Raw genomic sequence first — 16,032 nt, 5'->3', positions numbered from 1 at the left:
TGCTGGAGACAGACATTATGACGATAACCCCTGAGCGGGTCGTGCGGCCCGAGACGCAGAGCGATGGTTTTTCGAGTGAGTTGTTGAGTGCCATCCGTGAGCGCTTTCACCATGTTGATCAATGTCCTTATACCGGCAAGCGCGTGTTCTTCGAGAATGCCGGAGGCTCGCTGACGCTCAAGGCTGTTGTGCAACGTGCTGCGGAAGTGGCCGCCGTGCCGGACAATGCGCACCGTGACAACGACGCCTCGCGGGCCATCGAGCAGGTCGTCGACGACGGACGTAATGCGCTGCGTGAGTTCTTCGGTGCCGGGGAAGGCGTGATCATCAGCGGAGAGACCGGCAGCGAGTGCCTGTTTCGTCTGATTCGTGCCGCTGCCACGGCGGCTGTAGAAGGTGGCAGCATCGTCGCCTGCGAGCTGGAGCATCCGTCCAGCTTCGATGGCACCGCCCAATGGGCGCGCCGCACCCACCGTGAGTGGCTGACGGTGCCGTTCGATACCACCAGCGGCCGCGTTACCGCCGAGCACTATGCTCAGGTAGTGCGCCCGGATACCCGCGTGGCAACGATTCTGCATACCAGTCCGGTGACCGGCATGGCTCAGGATGTTGCTGCTATCGCCCGTGCTATCCGCCATATCGCCCCTCAATGCTACATCATCGTCGATGGCATTCAGCATGCGCCCCACGGTGATATCGACGTGGCCAACTATGGCGTCGATGGCTATGTGGTTTCGATGTACAAGACCTTCTGTCAGTTCAACAATGGCTATGCATGGTTGTCACCGCGACTCAGTTGCGTGGATCACGACCGCCTGTTGGGCAAACCGGACGACGCGTGGGAGTTGGGTAGCCGCGATCCGGCGGCTTTCGCCGCCGTCAGCGAGATGGTGGCCTATCTGGCATGGCTGGGCGGACATTTCAGCGCGGCATCACGACGCGAACGTCTGCTGGCCGCAGCGCACGCCATGCATGCTCAGGAGGTCGCACTGACGACTCGCTTGATTCACGGCAGTGAGACACAGGCCGGGCTCGCTCGCCTGCCTGGCGTACGTCTGATCGGTGAGGCCGACTCCCCATGGCGGGAAGGCGTGGTGTCCTTTGCCGTGGAAGGGCGCGATGCAGTAGAGATTGTCGCCCGGCTTGGCGAGCACGGTATTCGAGTGCATGCCCGCAAGGACGACACCTTCTCCGGCAACATCCTGCGCCCGCTGGGGTTGCCCTCGGTGACCCGCGTCTCGCTGGCGCACTACAACACCGTCGATGAAGTGGATGCCTGCCTGAAAGCACTCGGCAGCATCCTGAACGACCAGTAATCCGGCCAGTGTTCAATAGGCCTCGTATCAACCGGCCTCGTATCAACAGGGAAGTATGCTGGGGATAGGGGGCCTGATGCCCGTGGACTGTATTTGGATAGCCCACTGGCGACGCGATAGCCGACCGAGATGATGGCGTCGAGGTTGTAGTGTTTGATCTGGCGTCGGACCTGGCGCTTGCCTTCCTGACGAACTACCGAGAAATCCTCGGTAGTTGCCAGTTCACTCAATTCCTTCTCCTTGTAGATATTCTTCAGGTGAAGGCTGATGTTGCCGATAGAAGTATCAAACAGCTGCCCCATCTGTGTCTGACTCAGCCACACGGTCTCCTGGTCGAGTGTGACCTCCAGCTGTGCCACGCCATCTTCACTGGTGAATATCTGAATCTGCGCGCTTTGTATTGATCACCTCATCCGGCGTCATTCATGCAAGCGTAGATGATGAGGTGGGGAGTTGATGTCGCCGTGAGCCCAGCGGCATAGACTTGCAGAGGAGTCTGGCGGCAGTTGGTGCCTGCCACCGTGAATGGCTCGCCGCTACACCATCTTGCCCGGGTTCATGATGCCCTGGGGGTCGAGTGCCATCTTGATGGCACGCATGACGCTCAGTGCTTCGCCGTGTTCATCGGCCATGTAACCCCGCTTGCCCATGCCGATGCCGTGTTCCCCCGTACAGGTGCCTCCGGCCTGGAGTGCGCGCTGCACCAGCCGTGCATTGAAGGCCTTGAGGTTGGTGATCTCGTCATCACTGTTGCGGTCAATCACCACCACCAGATGGAAGTTGCCGTCCCCGACATGGCCAAGCAACGGCGCCACCAGGCCGCTTTCCTGCACGTCCTGCTCAGTGGCCTCGATGCATTCGGCCAACTTCGAGATGGGCACACAGATGTCGGTGGCGAGGAACTCCATGCCTGGGCGGAGTTGCCTGGCGGCATAGGCAGCATCGTGGCGGGCCTGCCACAGTTTCTGGCGATCTTCCTCCTGCGTGGCCCAGGCGAAATCGCTGCCCCCGAATTCACCACAGAGTTCGGCCAACGCCTCGGCCTGTTCTCGGACTCCGGCGTGGGTGCCGTGGAACTCGAGAAACAGTGTCGGCTTCTCGGCATAGTCGAGTTTCGAGAACTGGTTGACCGCCCGCATCGACAACGCATCCAGCAACTCGATGCGAGCCATGGGGATGCCGTACTGGATCGAGGCGATCACGGTGTTGACCGCTCCGGCAACATCCTCGAAGGCTACCGTGGCCGAGGATATCGCTTCGGGCAGACCGTGCAGTTTGACGGTAAGTTCAGTGATGATGCCAAGGGTTCCCTCGGCGCCAATCATCAGGTGGGTCAGGTCATAGCCTGCCGCCGACTTGCGCGCGCGGCTGCCGGTTCGCACGATGCGACCATCCGGCATGACCACCGTCAGTGACAGCACGTTCTCGCGGATGGTGCCGTAGCGCACGGTATTGGTGCCGCTGGCGCGGGTCGAGGCCATGCCGCCCATGCTGGCATCGGCACCCGGATCAACAGAGAAGAATAATCCGGTGGCGCGCAGATCGGTATTGAGTTGATTGCGGGTCACGCCCGGCTGCACCGTGGCATCCATATCCTCGGGCCGCACCTTGATGATCTGATTCATCGCCGAGAGATCTACACAGAGACCGCCATGTTCGGCGATGACCTGCCCTTCGATCGAAGTGCCGACGCCATAGGGAATCACCGGTACATTCAAGCGCGCACAAGCCTTGACCACCGCCGACACTTCCTCGGTCGAATGCGGAAAGCACACCGCATCCGGCGCCGCGGGGTGATGCCAGGATTCATCATGCCCATGCTGCTCACGAACGCCCGTAGCCGTGGTGATCCGCTCTCCGAGCAAGGGCTCCAGCTCTGCGAGCAGCGCCGAGATGACCTCCGCAGAAGGGCGAGGAGGCAGGAAAACTCTCTGATGGGACTCGGCCGCGGAGGCGGTATCAGTGTTGGACATGAGGCACCTTTATGCAGTGAGCAGGCTATCTATTGTGAAGACAGCATACCGCAATAGATTGGGTGCGAAAGAGGGAGAGAACGCTGAACTGAAGCAGTTGCTGCAACAGGCCTCATTCGGAAGCGCGAGATAGCGTCAACCCAGCTCGAGGGTCCCCAACATCGCGGTAAAGGCTGCCAGGACAGGACGCCGCTCCTGTAGTGCCCACCCTATGATACTGCCCCCCTCCAGAGCACTGAGGAGCGAGACTGCCACCTCGTCTGCGGGACGAGTTTCACTTAGCTGCCCCGCCGCTATCCCATCACCAATGATGCGGGTCAGCCATTCCAGCTGAAACATGAAGTCCTTGTGCACTTCGCTACGAATCGATTCTGGAAGCGCCGATCTTTCAGCCGCCAATGCACAGCAGAACGGCAGCATATGATTATCGAAGCTTTTGGCAAATCGCTCACCGTAGGCCCGGAGTCGTTCCATGGGGGACGTACTATTGGCTTCGAAATTGCGAAGATCTTGATGAAACTGAGTGCGATATGAGCTGAGAAGCTCCTGAATGAGATCGTCTTTCCTGGGAAAATGATAGTGGATGCTGGCTTTTCTTATGCCGACGCAATCCGCCAGATCCGCGTAGCTGAATGCGGAGTAACCCTGGGTGCGAATGAAGAACTCGGCATGCTTGAGCAATGCAGCACGAGTATCGATTGCCATGACAATGGTTCCGGTCAGATTTTGACCGGAATTGTAAGCTATCTTCTGATAGGTAGATAGCCAGCTGATGCGGTGGCGGAATGGGGGAGTTGGACTGGTTTGACAACCTACCTACCAGAAGGTAGGTTGTTGATCGTCAACCGAGGAATGACATGCCGTGAATGTATGTCTATCCGATTGCTGAACCCCCATGTCTCCGCGTGCCAACCCTGGTGCCCGGCTTCAATGTGATACAGGAACAACTGCCATGATGAAGGACTGGAACACCCACCGTGAAACCTTGATGGAGCGCATCGCCGACTACTCCACGGATAGTCCCGGTGTACTCAAAGGGTTGATGGCGATTGATGGCGCTGCGCAACAGACCGGCCACCTGGAGCCCAAGGTTCATGAACTGATTGCACTTGCGGTAGCGGTGACTACACGTTGTGACGGCTGCATCTCTGTACACGTCAAGAAGGCTGTGGGCTATGGCGCGACCCGTGGGGAGATTACTGAGGCGTTGGGCGTGGCAGTGGCACTGAATGCGGGAGCCGCCATGGTTTACTCCGCCCATGTCATCGAAGCTTACGATCAGCTTCCCGACTCCTGACGGCAAGGCCCGCGCGGTCGGAGCCCGGTTCAGCGCCTGATGGCGCCCGATGGGCGCGCCATGGAGGGTCGCTGGCGGTGTTGCCGGTTTTGGAAGTGTGCGCTATTTTTGGACATGGTAATGTCTAAAAATGCGGCTCAGTGCTAATATTGGACATCACTGTATCCAATGCATATTTGGCCCATGACCCAATATTCCTTGGTCTCCACTTCCGAGGTTCAACAGAGTCTGGCTGACTACCTCAGGGGCTGTCGCAAGACGGGCAAGCTTTCCCGCACTGCGCTGGCTGAGCGCAGTACGGTACCTGAGTCGACCATCAAGAAATTCGAAACGACGGGGCTGATCTCACTCAGGCAGTTCCTGCTGCTGTGGCAAAGCCTGGATGATCTGGCCAGATTGCAGGCATTGACCGAGCCGGAGTCGCCGACTGAGCGCTTGCCCACCTCCATAGACGAAGTACTTTCCAGTTGAGACTGCCCCGATGAGTGCTTTTCCGATCCAGAAGCTGGAGGTGTGGCGCACCTTGAGTGATGGTGGCCGGCAGTTGGTTGGTTTACTGGCCCAGAATCGCCAGGGCGTCTTCTTCCAATATGATGCTGACTACCTGAGCAGTGGCAGCAACCCGTCTCCGTTCAGTCTGGCATGGACGGACCAGTTGCAGCACGCACCCGCCGTGCCACACTCAGGTTTGCATGGTGTCTTTGCTGATTCCTTGCCGGACGGGTGGGGCATGTTGCTGATGGACAGGGTGTTCCGTCAGCATGGCATAGCGCCGACTCAGGTTACCGCCATGGACCGACTGACGTTTATTGGTGACCGGGGGATGGGAGCACTGAGTTACCGGCCTCACTCACCCTATGCAGAAACAGGGACTGGCGAAGCTCTGGACCTTCAGGCGCTGGGCATGCAGGCACAGGCATTGTTCGAAGGCCAGACCGATGAAGTGCTGGCCATGCTGGCTGCTGTAGGGAGTTCCGGTGGTGCCCGACCCAAGGCGCAGGTCTATCTCTCCGGAGAGGACTTCCAGTACTGTCGGGCCCAACCCTTGCCAGGAGACCAGGCCTGGCTGGTCAAGTTCACTCCGCGCAATCTCCCTCTCGGGCATGAAGAGGGCCTCTGTGAGGCAGCCTGGCTGACCATGGCTGAGCAGGCCGGACTGATAGTGCCCGAATGGCAGCTGCTGCCGGCACTCGGTGATTCTGGAGCGAGGCAGTGGCTGGCCCTGAAGCGCTTCGATTGGGTTGTAGACACAACAGAAAGTGCCGGGCGGTGGCATATGCATAGTGCCTGCGGTCTGCTGGATGCGGATTTCCGTACCCCCAGCCTGGATTATGAGGACCTGATCAAGGCCAGCAGTACATTATGTGGGCCCAGTGCCGGTCAACGACAATTCCGGCGAGCCATGTTCAACCTGTTCGCCGTCAGTCAGGACGATCACAGCAAGAACTGGGCGTTTCTGCAGGATGACTCCGGCAATTGGTCATTGTCGCCTTTCTACGATACCACCTTCAGCCCAAATCCCTTTGGCGAACATGCCACGGCATATGCTGGCCATGGTAAATGCCCTTCGCTCAAGGCCATTCAGAAACTGGCAGCGACGGCCAACTTTGCCACTTGGAATGAAGCGCGCCAGGCAATCGAGGAGGTAGCCTCCAGCCTGGCCAGTTTCAGTGCCGTTGCCGCTTCCTTGGGTATCAAACCGGCTACCAAGGCACTGATTCAGCGGCATCTCGATGAGACCTGGAAGGCCAACAGGCATTTGCTGGCGTGATGCTGGCCGAATGCCTGTGCAGGCCTGAACCAGAAAAGATCACTCGATATTCTGGATCTGAACAGGCCAGCAAGATTAGTATCTCCTGCGGTCCAGAGGATCACGCGGTTGCTGGTGGGCCTTGGTAGAACCCACCACATTACCCACCACCCACGCCGTGTATGCGGTCCTGGCCAACTGAGCGCAGGGTATTATGGGCGGTTAGCCCTGCGCCACGAGCGGAAGCTTTCTGGTGGTACTTGTTGCGGCGCAGCTTGTTACTCGCTCGCGCCGGTTGACACATCATGTGGCGTCGCTATACTTCATGGTAATACGCCCGGCGCCTCTTCACAGTCTTCTGTGTACGCGTCGGCTCTCGTTTCTCACCCCTGCTGCCATAGCTCCCACGATTGCCAGTCCTCCATCAGTCCGCTGTCCCGTAGGCTGACAGCCCCTGCCTGTGCCTGAGGGAACTCTTCCATAAGTGATTGAAATCTCTGGCCCCATGTGGAGTTTGGGCAGATAATCCGCATCAGTTTCTGCATCAGGCAGAAATAGAAAAAGGGGCGCGCGTTGTCCAGCGCCTGCCAGAACGCATCATCGGTCAGTGGCGCTGACCGCTCCAGCACGTTGATGTTCCATAGTCGGCTGTGGTGAGCAGATACGTTGCGGATAAAGTTCAGGCTGCGGAGCCACTCGGCCAAGGTGCGTCCGTTCTGAGCGCCATACTTGGTGGCGATTTGGTCCTGATCCGCTGACTTCATGCCAGCGTAGAGCTTGGACATCATGCCGAAGTCCCATACCTCAATGGCTACCCATATCGGTAGCCGCCCGTACTTGTTGAGGTAGTGCACCACGAAGGGCTCGCGACGGGCACGGTGCAGGTGATCTTCATACTTGCTCAGCCACACCTGATGCCATGTTCTTCCTTTCGCATAGCTTTTCTTCTGCACCTTCTTGCTGAAGTGGCCGTGGAGGCACTGGGGGTTCTCGTGAGCATGAATGTCTTGCTCACCCAGTAGATGGGCAATGTCCACGCGTAGAGCCATCTCGATACGCTCCAACGCGTCCAGCGCCAGAAGTCGCAACCTCTTGTCGAAGACGCAGAGCTGCACGATATCTCGAAAGTGACTGCCCTCGATGAAGGTGTTGCTGCGGCAGTGGGTGACCCGGCCGTTGTCGTCCTGTTCGAGGACAAGCTGCCGGAACGAGTACCAGTAACCACTGAGACGGTAGTAGCCGATACGCTCGAGGTAGCTCATGGCCGCCTCGCGGTCGTCCACCTGAAGGCCTCGCTTCATGAGGAGCGCGAGTTGCTCTTCGAAGGATTTCCAGGGTTTAGGCGCTGGTGTCACGCAGTGGCCTCCAGTGCTTGTGTCTCCTTGACCTCAAAGAAGAGGTTGTCCCATCGGCCACTCTGCAGGGGCCCCTTTGCGCTCCAGTGACTTGATCGTAGAAGACTTGAGCTGATAATGGCCTTGCATGTGAGTACATCCTGCAACATATCAAGCTGTTTTTTTGTTGGAAAATCCCATTAAAACATGTCCTTGTGATATGGGCTCTGGCCGATGAAAACGCGTGAGCACACTACTCGATATTCTGTATCTGCTCCCGCATCTGCTCGATCAGTACCTTGAGCTCAACAGCGCAGCGGGTGGTATCAGCGACCACGGACTTGGATGACAGGGTGTTGGCCTCGCGGTTGAGTTCCTGCATCAGGAAATCGAGACGGCGGCCGACCGGGCCTTTCTGCTTGAGCTGACGAGCCACTTCGCTGACGTGAGTGTCGAGGCGGTCGAGCTCCTCGGCCACATCGGCCTTCTGGGCCATCAGCACCACTTCGGCCTCGAGGCGCTGAGAGTCGAGTTCTGCTGTCAGGGTGGCCAGCTTCTCTTCCAGTTGAGTGCGCTGACGTTCGAGGATGTCCGGCATCATGGTGCGGACTTCGCTGACCAGTTCGCTGATCGCGGCCAGACGTTCCTCGATCAGTGCCTTGAGCTTTTCCCCTTCACGCTGGCGGCATTCGATCAGGTCATCCAGCGCCTGCTCGAACAGTTCGCTGGCGGCCTGCTTGATCGTGTCCATGTCGAGACCGGACGTCTGCAGTACGCCGGGATGGTCGAGCAGTTCCAGTGCATTGGGCATCGGGGCATCGGGCAGTGCCTTGCGCACTTCGCCGAGGGCGAAGGACAGTGCCGCGAGACGCTCCTGACTGACCGATAGTGTCTCGTTGGCCTCGCTGGGTTCGAAGCGCAGGGCGCATTCGACCTTGCCACGATGCAGGCGGCTGCGCAGGGTTTCCCGGAAAACGGGTTCCAGTTCACGCAGCGCTTCCGGCAGCCGGAAGTGCGGTTCGAGGTAACGCTGGTTCACCGAGCGCAGCTCGAGTTGCAGGCTGCCCCACTCCGCTGCATGCTGCTGGCGGGCAAAGGCGGTCATGCTGTGAACGGCGCTTGAATTGCGAACCTCTGAACGGTGAACCATGGATAGCCTCCTGGCGGTGAGGTGGAACGCATGCAGTGTACCCGATTCCGGGTCGATACCGTGTAGAATGGGCGCCCGATTCCCAAATCCATGCTCCATGTCGCCAGGGAGGGGGATGGCTGGATATCAGCGAACACCCTGCCAGGCGGCGTGGAACGAGAGAGGTGCCATGTCTTCGGACATTCGACGTCCCAGCGGACGCGCTTTTGACGAAACCCGCGAGATTCGCATCACCCGTGACTACACGCGCCATGCCGAGGGTTCGGTGCTGGTGGAGTTCGGTGATACCAAGGTGATCTGTACTGCCAGCATCGAGACGGGTGTGCCGCGCTGGTTGCGTGGCAAGCGTCAGGGCTGGATCACTGCCGAGTACGGTATGCTGCCGCGAGCGACTCACACTCGAGGTGGGCGTGAGGCAGCGCGAGGCAAGCAGGGTGGTCGCACCCTGGAGATTCAGCGACTGATCGGTCGTTCTCTACGCGCGGCAGTGAACCTGAAGAAACTCGGTGAGTTCACCATCACTGTAGATTGCGACGTGATCCAGGCGGATGGTGGTACACGTACAGCGTCCATCACCGGCGGCTGCGTGGCGCTGGTCGATGCCATTCGCTACTTGCAGCGCGAGAAGCTGATTTCATCCGACCCGTTCAAGCAACTGGTCAGCTCGATCTCCGTGGGCCTTTACAAGGGCCGGCCGGTGGTCGATCTGGATTACCCGGAAGACTCCGGGGCCGACACCGACATGAACGTCGTGCTGTGCGAGAACGGCGAGATGATCGAAGTGCAGGGCACAGCCGAGTCCGGCTCCTTCGATCGCCACAAGCTCAACGCCATGCTCGACCTGGCCGACAAGGCTGGGGCCGAACTGTTCGCCCATCAGCGTGAAGCCCTGGGGTTCCTGGACTAGGTTTCCGAGACCGAGTTTCCGAGATCGAGCCTTTGGGCATGACGCTACCGCAGCCGAATACCGCGTCCAGATAACCACAGCGCCGGCCCCAGAAGGGCCGGCGCTTCGGGATCCGGCCCCGGACCAGGGCCAGACGGCGACACGGGACGGGATTACAGCTGCAGGTCGTACTCGACAATAAGCGGCGCGTACTCGGAGAACGTTGCGTCGTAGTCGATCCAGGCGTCAGTGATATGACGACGGAAGTTGGGGCCTACGATCTGGTAATCGAGACGCCAGCCTTCCTGACGAGTACGCGGCTCTTCAGAGTCGAGTTTCGGCCACCAGGTGTATTCGTCACCATCGCGATTGATCTCGCGGAAGGTATCGATGAAGCCGGTCGGGCCGAACACCTGATCCATCCAGGCGCGCTCGTCGGGCTTGAATCCGGGCGTGCTCTGGTTATCCGACCAGTTGGCCAGGTCGATGGTCTTGTGCGCAATGTGCCAGGTACCGCAGATGATGTACTCGCGGCGTTTGCGAGCCATCTTCGACAGATATTCCTGATACTGTTCCATGAACGCCTGCTTGGCGGCCGGATCACTACCGTCGGGCATCAGGAAGCTGGCGATGCTGAAACGATCGTAGTCGGCCTGCAGGAAGCGGGCTTCATGGTCACACTGCGGAAAGCCCAGACCGTACATGATGGCCTTGGGAATCTTGCGGCAGTAGATACCTACACCGGAGAAGCCGTCCTGTTCGGCGTCGAGGAAGTAACCCTCATAGCCTTCCGGGTAGAGGATGCTGTCGTCCAGTTCGAAGCTTTTGGCCTTGAGATTCTGGACGCAGACAACGTCGGCGTCCTGGTTGGCAAGCCAGTCGAGAAAGCCTCGACCGACGGCCTCGCGGATGCCGTTGACATTGATGCTGGCGATTTTCATACGTAGTCCCTTTTGCGTCGCGCGTGTATGATACCCGACGTTTCGACGTTTGGGTAAATGGCCCCGATTGATAAACATGATAAGGAGGCCTCGTGGCTGACCGTGCAAATGACCAGCCAGGCGCAACGCGCCTCGAATCCTACCAACGAGAGTTCATCGAATTCGCCATCGAGCAGGGTGTGCTCGGTTTCGGTGAGTTCACTCTCAAGTCGGGGCGGATAAGCCCGTATTTCTTCAATGCCGGCCTGTTCAAGACCGGTAGTGCCCTTGCTCGCCTCGGGCGCTTCTACGCGCAGGCAATCAGCGCCAGCGGCCTGTCGGCCGACGTTCTGTTCGGTCCGGCGTACAAGGGTATCTCTCTGGCGGCCACGACGGCAGTCGCCCTGGCCGATCATCATGACCGCGATATGCCTTTTGCGTTCAATCGCAAGGAGGCCAAGGATCATGGCGAAGGCGGCAATATCGTCGGCGCGGCGCTGGAAGGGCGTATCCTGATCATCGACGATGTGATTACCGCAGGTACTGCGATCGGCGAAGTGATGGGCCTGATTCAGGCGGCACAAGCCGAGGCGGCAGGCGTGGTAGTCGCACTGGATCGCCAGGAGCGTGCCACCGAGGATAGCGATCAGAGCGCCATCCAGCAGGTCGAGGCACGTTATGGCATGCCGGTGATCAGTATCGTCAACCTGGATCAGCTGCTCACCTGGCTGGAAGCTCATGCCGGTGACAGCCTCAAGGGGTATGCCGATGCTATCCGTGCGTACCGCGACCGCTACGGCGTTCGCGCCTGATCTTCTCTCCATGAATCACCATCGGCAGTACGTTACCAGGGCGCTGTCCTGGTGATTTGCCGTCCGTCAGCTGCTGGGTGGCTCTGTTATGCTCGACGTGGTGCTGTATCAGCCCGAGATTCCACCGAACACCGGTAACCTGATCCGGCTGTGTGCCAATACCGGGTTTCGCCTGCACCTGATCGAACCGCTTGGTTTCGAGCTCGATGACAAGCGTCTCCGGCGTGCTGGACTCGACTACCATGAATGGACTCGAGTTCAGGTGCATGCTGATTGGGACGCTTTTGTGACAAGTGTAGAACCTTCGCGGATCTTTGCCGTGTCGACACGCGGGCGCTGTGGCTATCATCAGCCGCATTATCAGCCGGGAGATGCATTGGTGTTTGGTCCAGAGACGCGCGGCCTGCCCCAGAGCATGATCGATACCCTTCCGCAGGAGCAGCGGCTGCGTATACCCATGCTGCCGGACAGCCGCAGTCTCAACCTCTCCAATGCCTGTGCGATTCTGGTGTTTGAAGCCTGGCGGCAGCTCGGTTTTGCTGGAGCCGCGCAAGTGGATGTCGGAGAGCCCTCAGCGGGTGATATACCGCCCTCAGCGGATGCTGGAGAGCCCTCATGAGCACGCCTCCTTCCCCGATTTCGATGACCATCGCCCAGCGACTGCGCAAGCTCAATCCGCGTCAGCAGGAGGCGGTGCGTTATATCGACGGCCCCTGTCTGGTGCTGGCGGGGGCCGGCTCCGGCAAGACCAGCGTGATCACCACCAAGATCGCCTACCTGATCCAGGAATGTGGCATGAGTGCCCGGCGGATTGCCGCCGTGACCTTCACCAACAAGGCCGCTCGCGAGATGAAGGAGCGTGTCAGCAGCATGCTCAAGGGGCGTGAGGGCCATGGTCTGACGGTCTCGACCTTCCACACCCTGGGACTCAACATCATCCGTGGTGAGCTCAAGGCACTCGGCTACAAGCCGGGCTTCTCGCTGTTCGACCCGGAGGATGCCAAGGCCCTGCTGCGTGACCTGATGAACAAGGACGCCCAGGTCGAGGCCGATCAGATCAACCAGGTGCAGGCGGCCATCTCCAACTGGAAGAATGATCTGGTGCTGCCCGGTCAGGCGTTGTCCCATGCCTCCAGCGAGGACGAGCAGTATGCCGCACGGGTCTACGAGGCCTATGTCCGCCACCTCAAGGCCTACAATGCTGTCGACTTCGATGACCTGATCCTGCTGCCGGTGGTGTTGCTGCGAGACAACCCCGAGGCACTGGAGCGCTGGCGGCGCAAGATCCACTACATGCTGGTCGACGAGTACCAGGACACCAACATCAGCCAGTACATGCTGGTGCGCATGCTGATGGCCGAGCGTCAGACCTTTACCGTGGTGGGCGATGACGATCAGTCGATCTACGCCTGGCGTGGCGCTCGTCCGGAGAACCTCGTCACCCTCGGCGAGGACTTCCCGCGCCTCAACGTCATCAAGCTGGAGCAGAACTATCGCTCTACCGGCATCATCCTGCATGCCGCCAACACCCTGATCGCCAACAACCCTCACGTCTATGACAAGACGCTGTGGTCGGAGATGGGCAAGGGCGACCCGATCCGCATAGTGGTCACCCGTCACGAGGAAGCCGAAACCGAGCGCGTTGCCAGCGAGATCCTCACTCGACGCATCAAGGAACGTGCGGCCTGGAAGGATTTTGCCGTGCTTTATCGCGGCAACTTCCAGGCGCGTCTGCTGGAGTTGAAGCTCCAGCACTACCAGATTCCCTACAAGCTCTCCGGTGGCACCTCGTTCTTCTCGCGTGGCGAGATCAAGGACGCCATGGCCTACCTGCGGCTACTGATCAACCCGGCCGATGACAACGCCTTCCTGCGCATCGTCAATGTACCGCGCCGCGAGATCGGTCCCACGACGCTGGAGAAGCTGGCCAACTACGCTACCGATCGCAGCATCTCGCTGTTTTCTGCCTGCCAGGAACTGGGGCTCGCCGAGCAGTTGCCGACCCGCGCGGTTGAGCGTCTGACGCGCTTCACACACTTCATTGACGGGGTGCGCCGGCGCATGGACGGCGGTGATGCCATCGCCGCGATTCGCGACATGATGCGTGAGATGGATTACGAGGCCTGGCTCTACCAGAATGCCAGTGCGCCGACCATTGCCGAGCGACGCATGGGCAATGTGTGGATCCTGATCGATCAGCTCGAGAAGTCGATGCAGTCCGACCCGGAAGAGAGCACGGCCAGCGAGGACACTGAAACCGACAGCGTCGAGGCGGCCATCTCACGGCTGGTATTGCGTGACATCCTCGAGCAGCAGGCCGAGGAGGACGACTCCGACCGTGTACAGCTCCTGACCATGCATGCCTCCAAGGGCCTCGAATTTCCGCATGTCTACCTGATGGGGCTGGAAGAGGAGCTGCTGCCGCACCGCAATTCCATCGAGGCCGGTACCGTCGAGGAAGAGCGTCGTCTGGCCTATGTGGGCATCACCCGAGCACGCCAGACCCTGACCATGACGCTGGCTCGCCAGCGCAAGGCGTTCGGTGAAATGATGGACTGCGTGCCCAGCCGCTTCCTTGATGAACTCCCGCCGGAGGATCTGGAGTGGGAAGGGCGCGCCGATCGCGAGGACCCGGAACGCAAGCAGGAACGTGGCAAGAGCGCCATTGCCGGACTGCGCTCGTTGCTGGATTAGCCAGTGTGGTGTCCCGCAAGTTCATCGTGTTTCAGAACCATCAGGTGCCGTTGGGGCACGTGGTCCAGCACCCTGGCGTGTTCCGCCGTTCATATCGACTATATGGACCAGGGACACAACACAGCATCAGCGGCACCTGATGGTTCCCACGGGGCGCGCCATACCGGGCCGCTGGCGGTGTTGCCGCTTTTGGCAAGGGTGTCGCCATTCCCTGCAATCGGCGCCTGGCCATCGACCCTGTATGACGCGCTGAAATCATGCCAACTTGTGGGACGCCACACTAGTGGCATACATGCCTTATCCACAGCCAGCGGGCGAGTCTCGGTTGTGGATAACGAAAAACGGGGTGCCAGCCAGCACCCCGTTTTCATGCCTGGCCGTTTGAACCTACTGAACCATATAGTCCACGGCCGCCTTCACTTCCTCATCGGATAATGACGGACGCCCGCCCTTGGCAGGCATGGCGTTTAGCCCATTGATGGCATTTTCGTAGAGCGTTTCCTTGCCTTCGGCGAGGCGCGGTTCCCAGATGGCAGCATCGCCACGTTTGGGCGCATTGGCGGCACCGGTGTCATGGCAGGCAAAGCAGACGCTCTCATACACGGCCTGGCCGTCGATACCGGTGGTGTCCGCAGCATCAGCCTCGGCAGATTCTTCTGCTGTTGCGTCATCACCGCCTTGCTCGGAAGCCGCAGCCTCTTCATCGGCCGCCGCATCTTCGCCACCACTGGCGTCCGCTGCCGTGTCCTGATCCTCAGCAGGTGCGCTGTCTTCGGCGGCAGTATCCGGCGCTTCCTCGCTGGCAGCGCCTTCGCCAGCGGCCTCGTCGGTGGCTGTCTCCTCCTCGGCTGGCGCACTGTCCTCCGCGGCAGGAACTTCCATGACCGGCTCGACCAGATATACCAGCGAAGCGCGTACTTCCTCGTCACTCAGGTTGGGGTTGCCACCACGAGCAGGCATGGCATTGAAGCCGTTGACGGCGTGATCCAGCAGAGTCTCGAAGCCCTTGGTCGAGCGCTCGGCCCAGTCGGCCTCCTCACCACGTTTGGGCGCACCTGCCGCGCCGGTATCGTGGCAGGCCATGCAGACACTGCCATAGATCGATTCACCATCTGCGGCACCACCGCTGGCGTCGCCACTGGCGGCTGCGGTCTGGGCGGTGCCACAGTCCTCACCCTTGAGGCAGACTTCCCCTACAGGCTTCAGGCGTTCCGCCATGGCATCGAGATCGGTGTTGTCTTCTGCCATCGCCTGGCCAGATGCCAACCCCATGCAGATGAGGCATCCGATGATCAGCTTGCTGGATTTCACTCTAATCACCTCAGTCACGGTAGTTATTCGAATTCCGGCAACTGGAGCGATGCTGACGCGCCACAGTTCCCTTTGTTATTGGTGCCGGCGTTGCAATGATCCTTCGCCAAGCGACGTACAGTGCCGGCAGTATAGCGAGAACCCCCAAATCGCGAAAATGCCCAAAGGTCCCAGACCGCCTGGTATGCGCGTTGGAGCAGGGTTCCTGACCGGTTCGGGTGGACACCAGGCAACACGCGGGGTAGGATATGCCACGCCGTGAAACACGCTTTCACGGCTCCTGCGATGCAGCGCAGCCGACCGGCTTCTCGCCCTGCGATACCGGCCAACAACCTGCAACGTGTGCGCCCTTAGCTCAGCTGGGCGTATTCGGATCAGGAAAAGCACGGCTTTTCCCCGATACGCGGCTTCTGCGATGCAGCGCAGAAGACCGGACCCTCGCTTGCGAGGGGAGCGTTGCCCAGTATCGCTTTGCGATACCGGCCAACAACCTGCAACGTGTGCGCCCTTAGCTCAGCTGGATAGAGCGTTGCCCTCCGGAGGCAAAGGTCAAAGGTTCGAATCCTTTAGGGCGCGCCATAAACATCAG

The 16,032-nt window shown here is 59.8% G+C and carries 16 protein-coding genes and 1 tRNA gene; 10 read left to right on the top strand and 7 right to left on the bottom strand.

Going from position 1 to position 16,032, the window contains the following annotated elements; translation table 11 throughout:
- Window positions 1–17: 17 nt before the first annotated feature.
- Window positions 18–1,316 (top strand): aminotransferase class V-fold PLP-dependent enzyme, encoded by a 1,299-nt coding sequence (locus tag BUE38_RS11185; RefSeq protein ID WP_073435285.1) that lies wholly within the window; start codon window positions 18–20, stop codon window positions 1,314–1,316.
- On the opposite strand, the gene rhuM is transcribed toward BUE38_RS11185, so the two are convergent.
- A complete protein-coding gene (rhuM, locus tag BUE38_RS23265) occupies window positions 1,250–1,546 on the bottom strand; it encodes a RhuM family protein (RefSeq protein ID WP_234986929.1) in 297 nt (98 codons plus the stop codon). The two genes, BUE38_RS11185 and rhuM, sit on opposite strands and share 67 nt — an antisense overlap.
- Between rhuM and BUE38_RS23260 the strand changes: the two genes are divergently transcribed.
- A complete protein-coding gene (locus BUE38_RS23260; protein WP_234986931.1) occupies window positions 1,466–1,720 on the top strand; it encodes a hypothetical protein in 255 nt (84 codons plus the stop codon). The two genes, rhuM and BUE38_RS23260, sit on opposite strands and share 81 nt — an antisense overlap.
- Before the next feature lie 132 nt (window positions 1,721–1,852).
- On the opposite strand, the gene BUE38_RS11175 is transcribed toward BUE38_RS23260, so the two are convergent.
- Together BUE38_RS11175 and BUE38_RS11170 are read right to left on the bottom strand one after the other, a co-directional pair.
- On the bottom strand, window positions 1,853–3,289 hold the full coding sequence (locus tag BUE38_RS11175) for an FAD-binding oxidoreductase (protein ID WP_084541885.1): 1,437 nt from the start codon (window positions 3,287–3,289) through the stop codon (window positions 1,853–1,855).
- Between the two features lie 135 nt (window positions 3,290–3,424).
- The gene (locus BUE38_RS11170) at window positions 3,425–3,994 is read right to left on the bottom strand and encodes a TetR/AcrR family transcriptional regulator (protein WP_073435284.1); all 570 of its coding nucleotides are present in this window, start codon (window positions 3,992–3,994) and stop codon (window positions 3,425–3,427) included.
- 247 nt (window positions 3,995–4,241) lie between these two features.
- Between BUE38_RS11170 and BUE38_RS11165 the strand changes: the two genes are divergently transcribed.
- From BUE38_RS11165 to BUE38_RS11155, 3 genes are all read left to right on the top strand, one after another.
- Window positions 4,242–4,586, top strand: coding sequence for a carboxymuconolactone decarboxylase family protein (locus BUE38_RS11165; protein ID WP_073435283.1), 345 nt, complete (start codon window positions 4,242–4,244; stop codon window positions 4,584–4,586).
- A gap of 183 nt (window positions 4,587–4,769) precedes the next feature.
- Window positions 4,770–5,057 carry a helix-turn-helix domain-containing protein gene (locus BUE38_RS11160; protein ID WP_073435282.1) on the top strand — a complete coding sequence of 96 codons (288 nt, stop codon included), beginning with the start codon at window positions 4,770–4,772 and terminating at the stop codon, window positions 5,055–5,057.
- Window positions 5,058–5,067: 10 nt separating this feature from the next.
- A complete protein-coding gene (locus BUE38_RS11155) occupies window positions 5,068–6,357 on the top strand; it encodes a type II toxin-antitoxin system HipA family toxin (RefSeq protein WP_073435281.1) in 1,290 nt (429 codons plus the stop codon).
- 362 nt (window positions 6,358–6,719) lie between these two features.
- Here BUE38_RS11155 and BUE38_RS11150 read toward each other — a convergent pair whose 3' ends face one another.
- Together BUE38_RS11150 and BUE38_RS11145 are read right to left on the bottom strand one after the other, a co-directional pair.
- Window positions 6,720–7,637: an Abi family protein gene (locus tag BUE38_RS11150; protein WP_073435446.1), complete on the bottom strand. Its 918-nt coding sequence runs from the start codon at window positions 7,635–7,637 to the stop codon at window positions 6,720–6,722.
- A 286-nt stretch (window positions 7,638–7,923) separates the two neighbouring features.
- Window positions 7,924–8,820 carry a YicC/YloC family endoribonuclease gene (locus BUE38_RS11145; RefSeq protein ID WP_073435280.1) on the bottom strand — a complete coding sequence of 299 codons (897 nt, stop codon included), beginning with the start codon at window positions 8,818–8,820 and terminating at the stop codon, window positions 7,924–7,926.
- A gap of 169 nt (window positions 8,821–8,989) precedes the next feature.
- Here BUE38_RS11145 and rph point away from each other — a divergent pair, with 169 nt between their 5' ends.
- Complete coding sequence (gene rph, locus BUE38_RS11140; RefSeq protein ID WP_073435279.1) at window positions 8,990–9,727, top strand: ribonuclease PH; 738 nt, start codon at window positions 8,990–8,992, stop codon at window positions 9,725–9,727.
- 152 nt (window positions 9,728–9,879) lie between these two features.
- Here the strand turns inward: rph and BUE38_RS11135 are convergent, their stop codons facing one another.
- Complete coding sequence (locus tag BUE38_RS11135; protein ID WP_073435278.1) at window positions 9,880–10,647, bottom strand: exodeoxyribonuclease III; 768 nt, start codon at window positions 10,645–10,647, stop codon at window positions 9,880–9,882.
- A gap of 92 nt (window positions 10,648–10,739) precedes the next feature.
- Between BUE38_RS11135 and pyrE the strand changes: the two genes are divergently transcribed.
- The 3 genes from pyrE to rep all read left to right on the top strand — a co-directional run bounded on the left by pyrE (window position 10,740) and on the right by rep (window position 14,132).
- Entirely contained in the window at window positions 10,740–11,438 is a 699-nt protein-coding gene (gene pyrE, locus BUE38_RS11130; RefSeq protein ID WP_073435277.1) for an orotate phosphoribosyltransferase, read from the top strand.
- 88 nt (window positions 11,439–11,526) lie between these two features.
- Window positions 11,527–12,057 (top strand): tRNA (uridine(34)/cytosine(34)/5-carboxymethylaminomethyluridine(34)-2'-O)-methyltransferase TrmL, encoded by a 531-nt coding sequence (gene trmL / locus BUE38_RS11125; RefSeq protein ID WP_073435276.1) that lies wholly within the window; start codon window positions 11,527–11,529, stop codon window positions 12,055–12,057.
- A complete protein-coding gene (rep, locus tag BUE38_RS11120; protein WP_073435275.1) occupies window positions 12,054–14,132 on the top strand; it encodes a DNA helicase Rep in 2,079 nt (692 codons plus the stop codon). The genes trmL and rep overlap by 4 nt, the downstream gene beginning before the upstream one ends.
- A 387-nt stretch (window positions 14,133–14,519) precedes the next feature.
- On the opposite strand, the gene BUE38_RS11115 is transcribed toward rep, so the two are convergent.
- Entirely contained in the window at window positions 14,520–15,443 is a 924-nt protein-coding gene (locus BUE38_RS11115) for a c-type cytochrome (protein ID WP_143166289.1), read from the bottom strand.
- 502 nt (window positions 15,444–15,945) lie between these two features.
- Here BUE38_RS11115 and BUE38_RS11110 point away from each other — a divergent pair.
- Window positions 15,946–16,022: transfer RNA gene (locus BUE38_RS11110), tRNA-Arg, on the top strand.
- Window positions 16,023–16,032: the final 10 nt, after the last annotated feature.

Origin of the sequence: Halomonas cupida, assembly GCF_900142755.1 — a bacterium.
In the GTDB taxonomy this organism is placed as follows: Bacteria; Pseudomonadota; Gammaproteobacteria; order Pseudomonadales; family Halomonadaceae; genus Halomonas; species Halomonas cupida.
The sequence above is the reverse complement of the archived record's forward strand: the minus strand, read 5'-3'. Positions and strand labels throughout refer to the sequence as shown.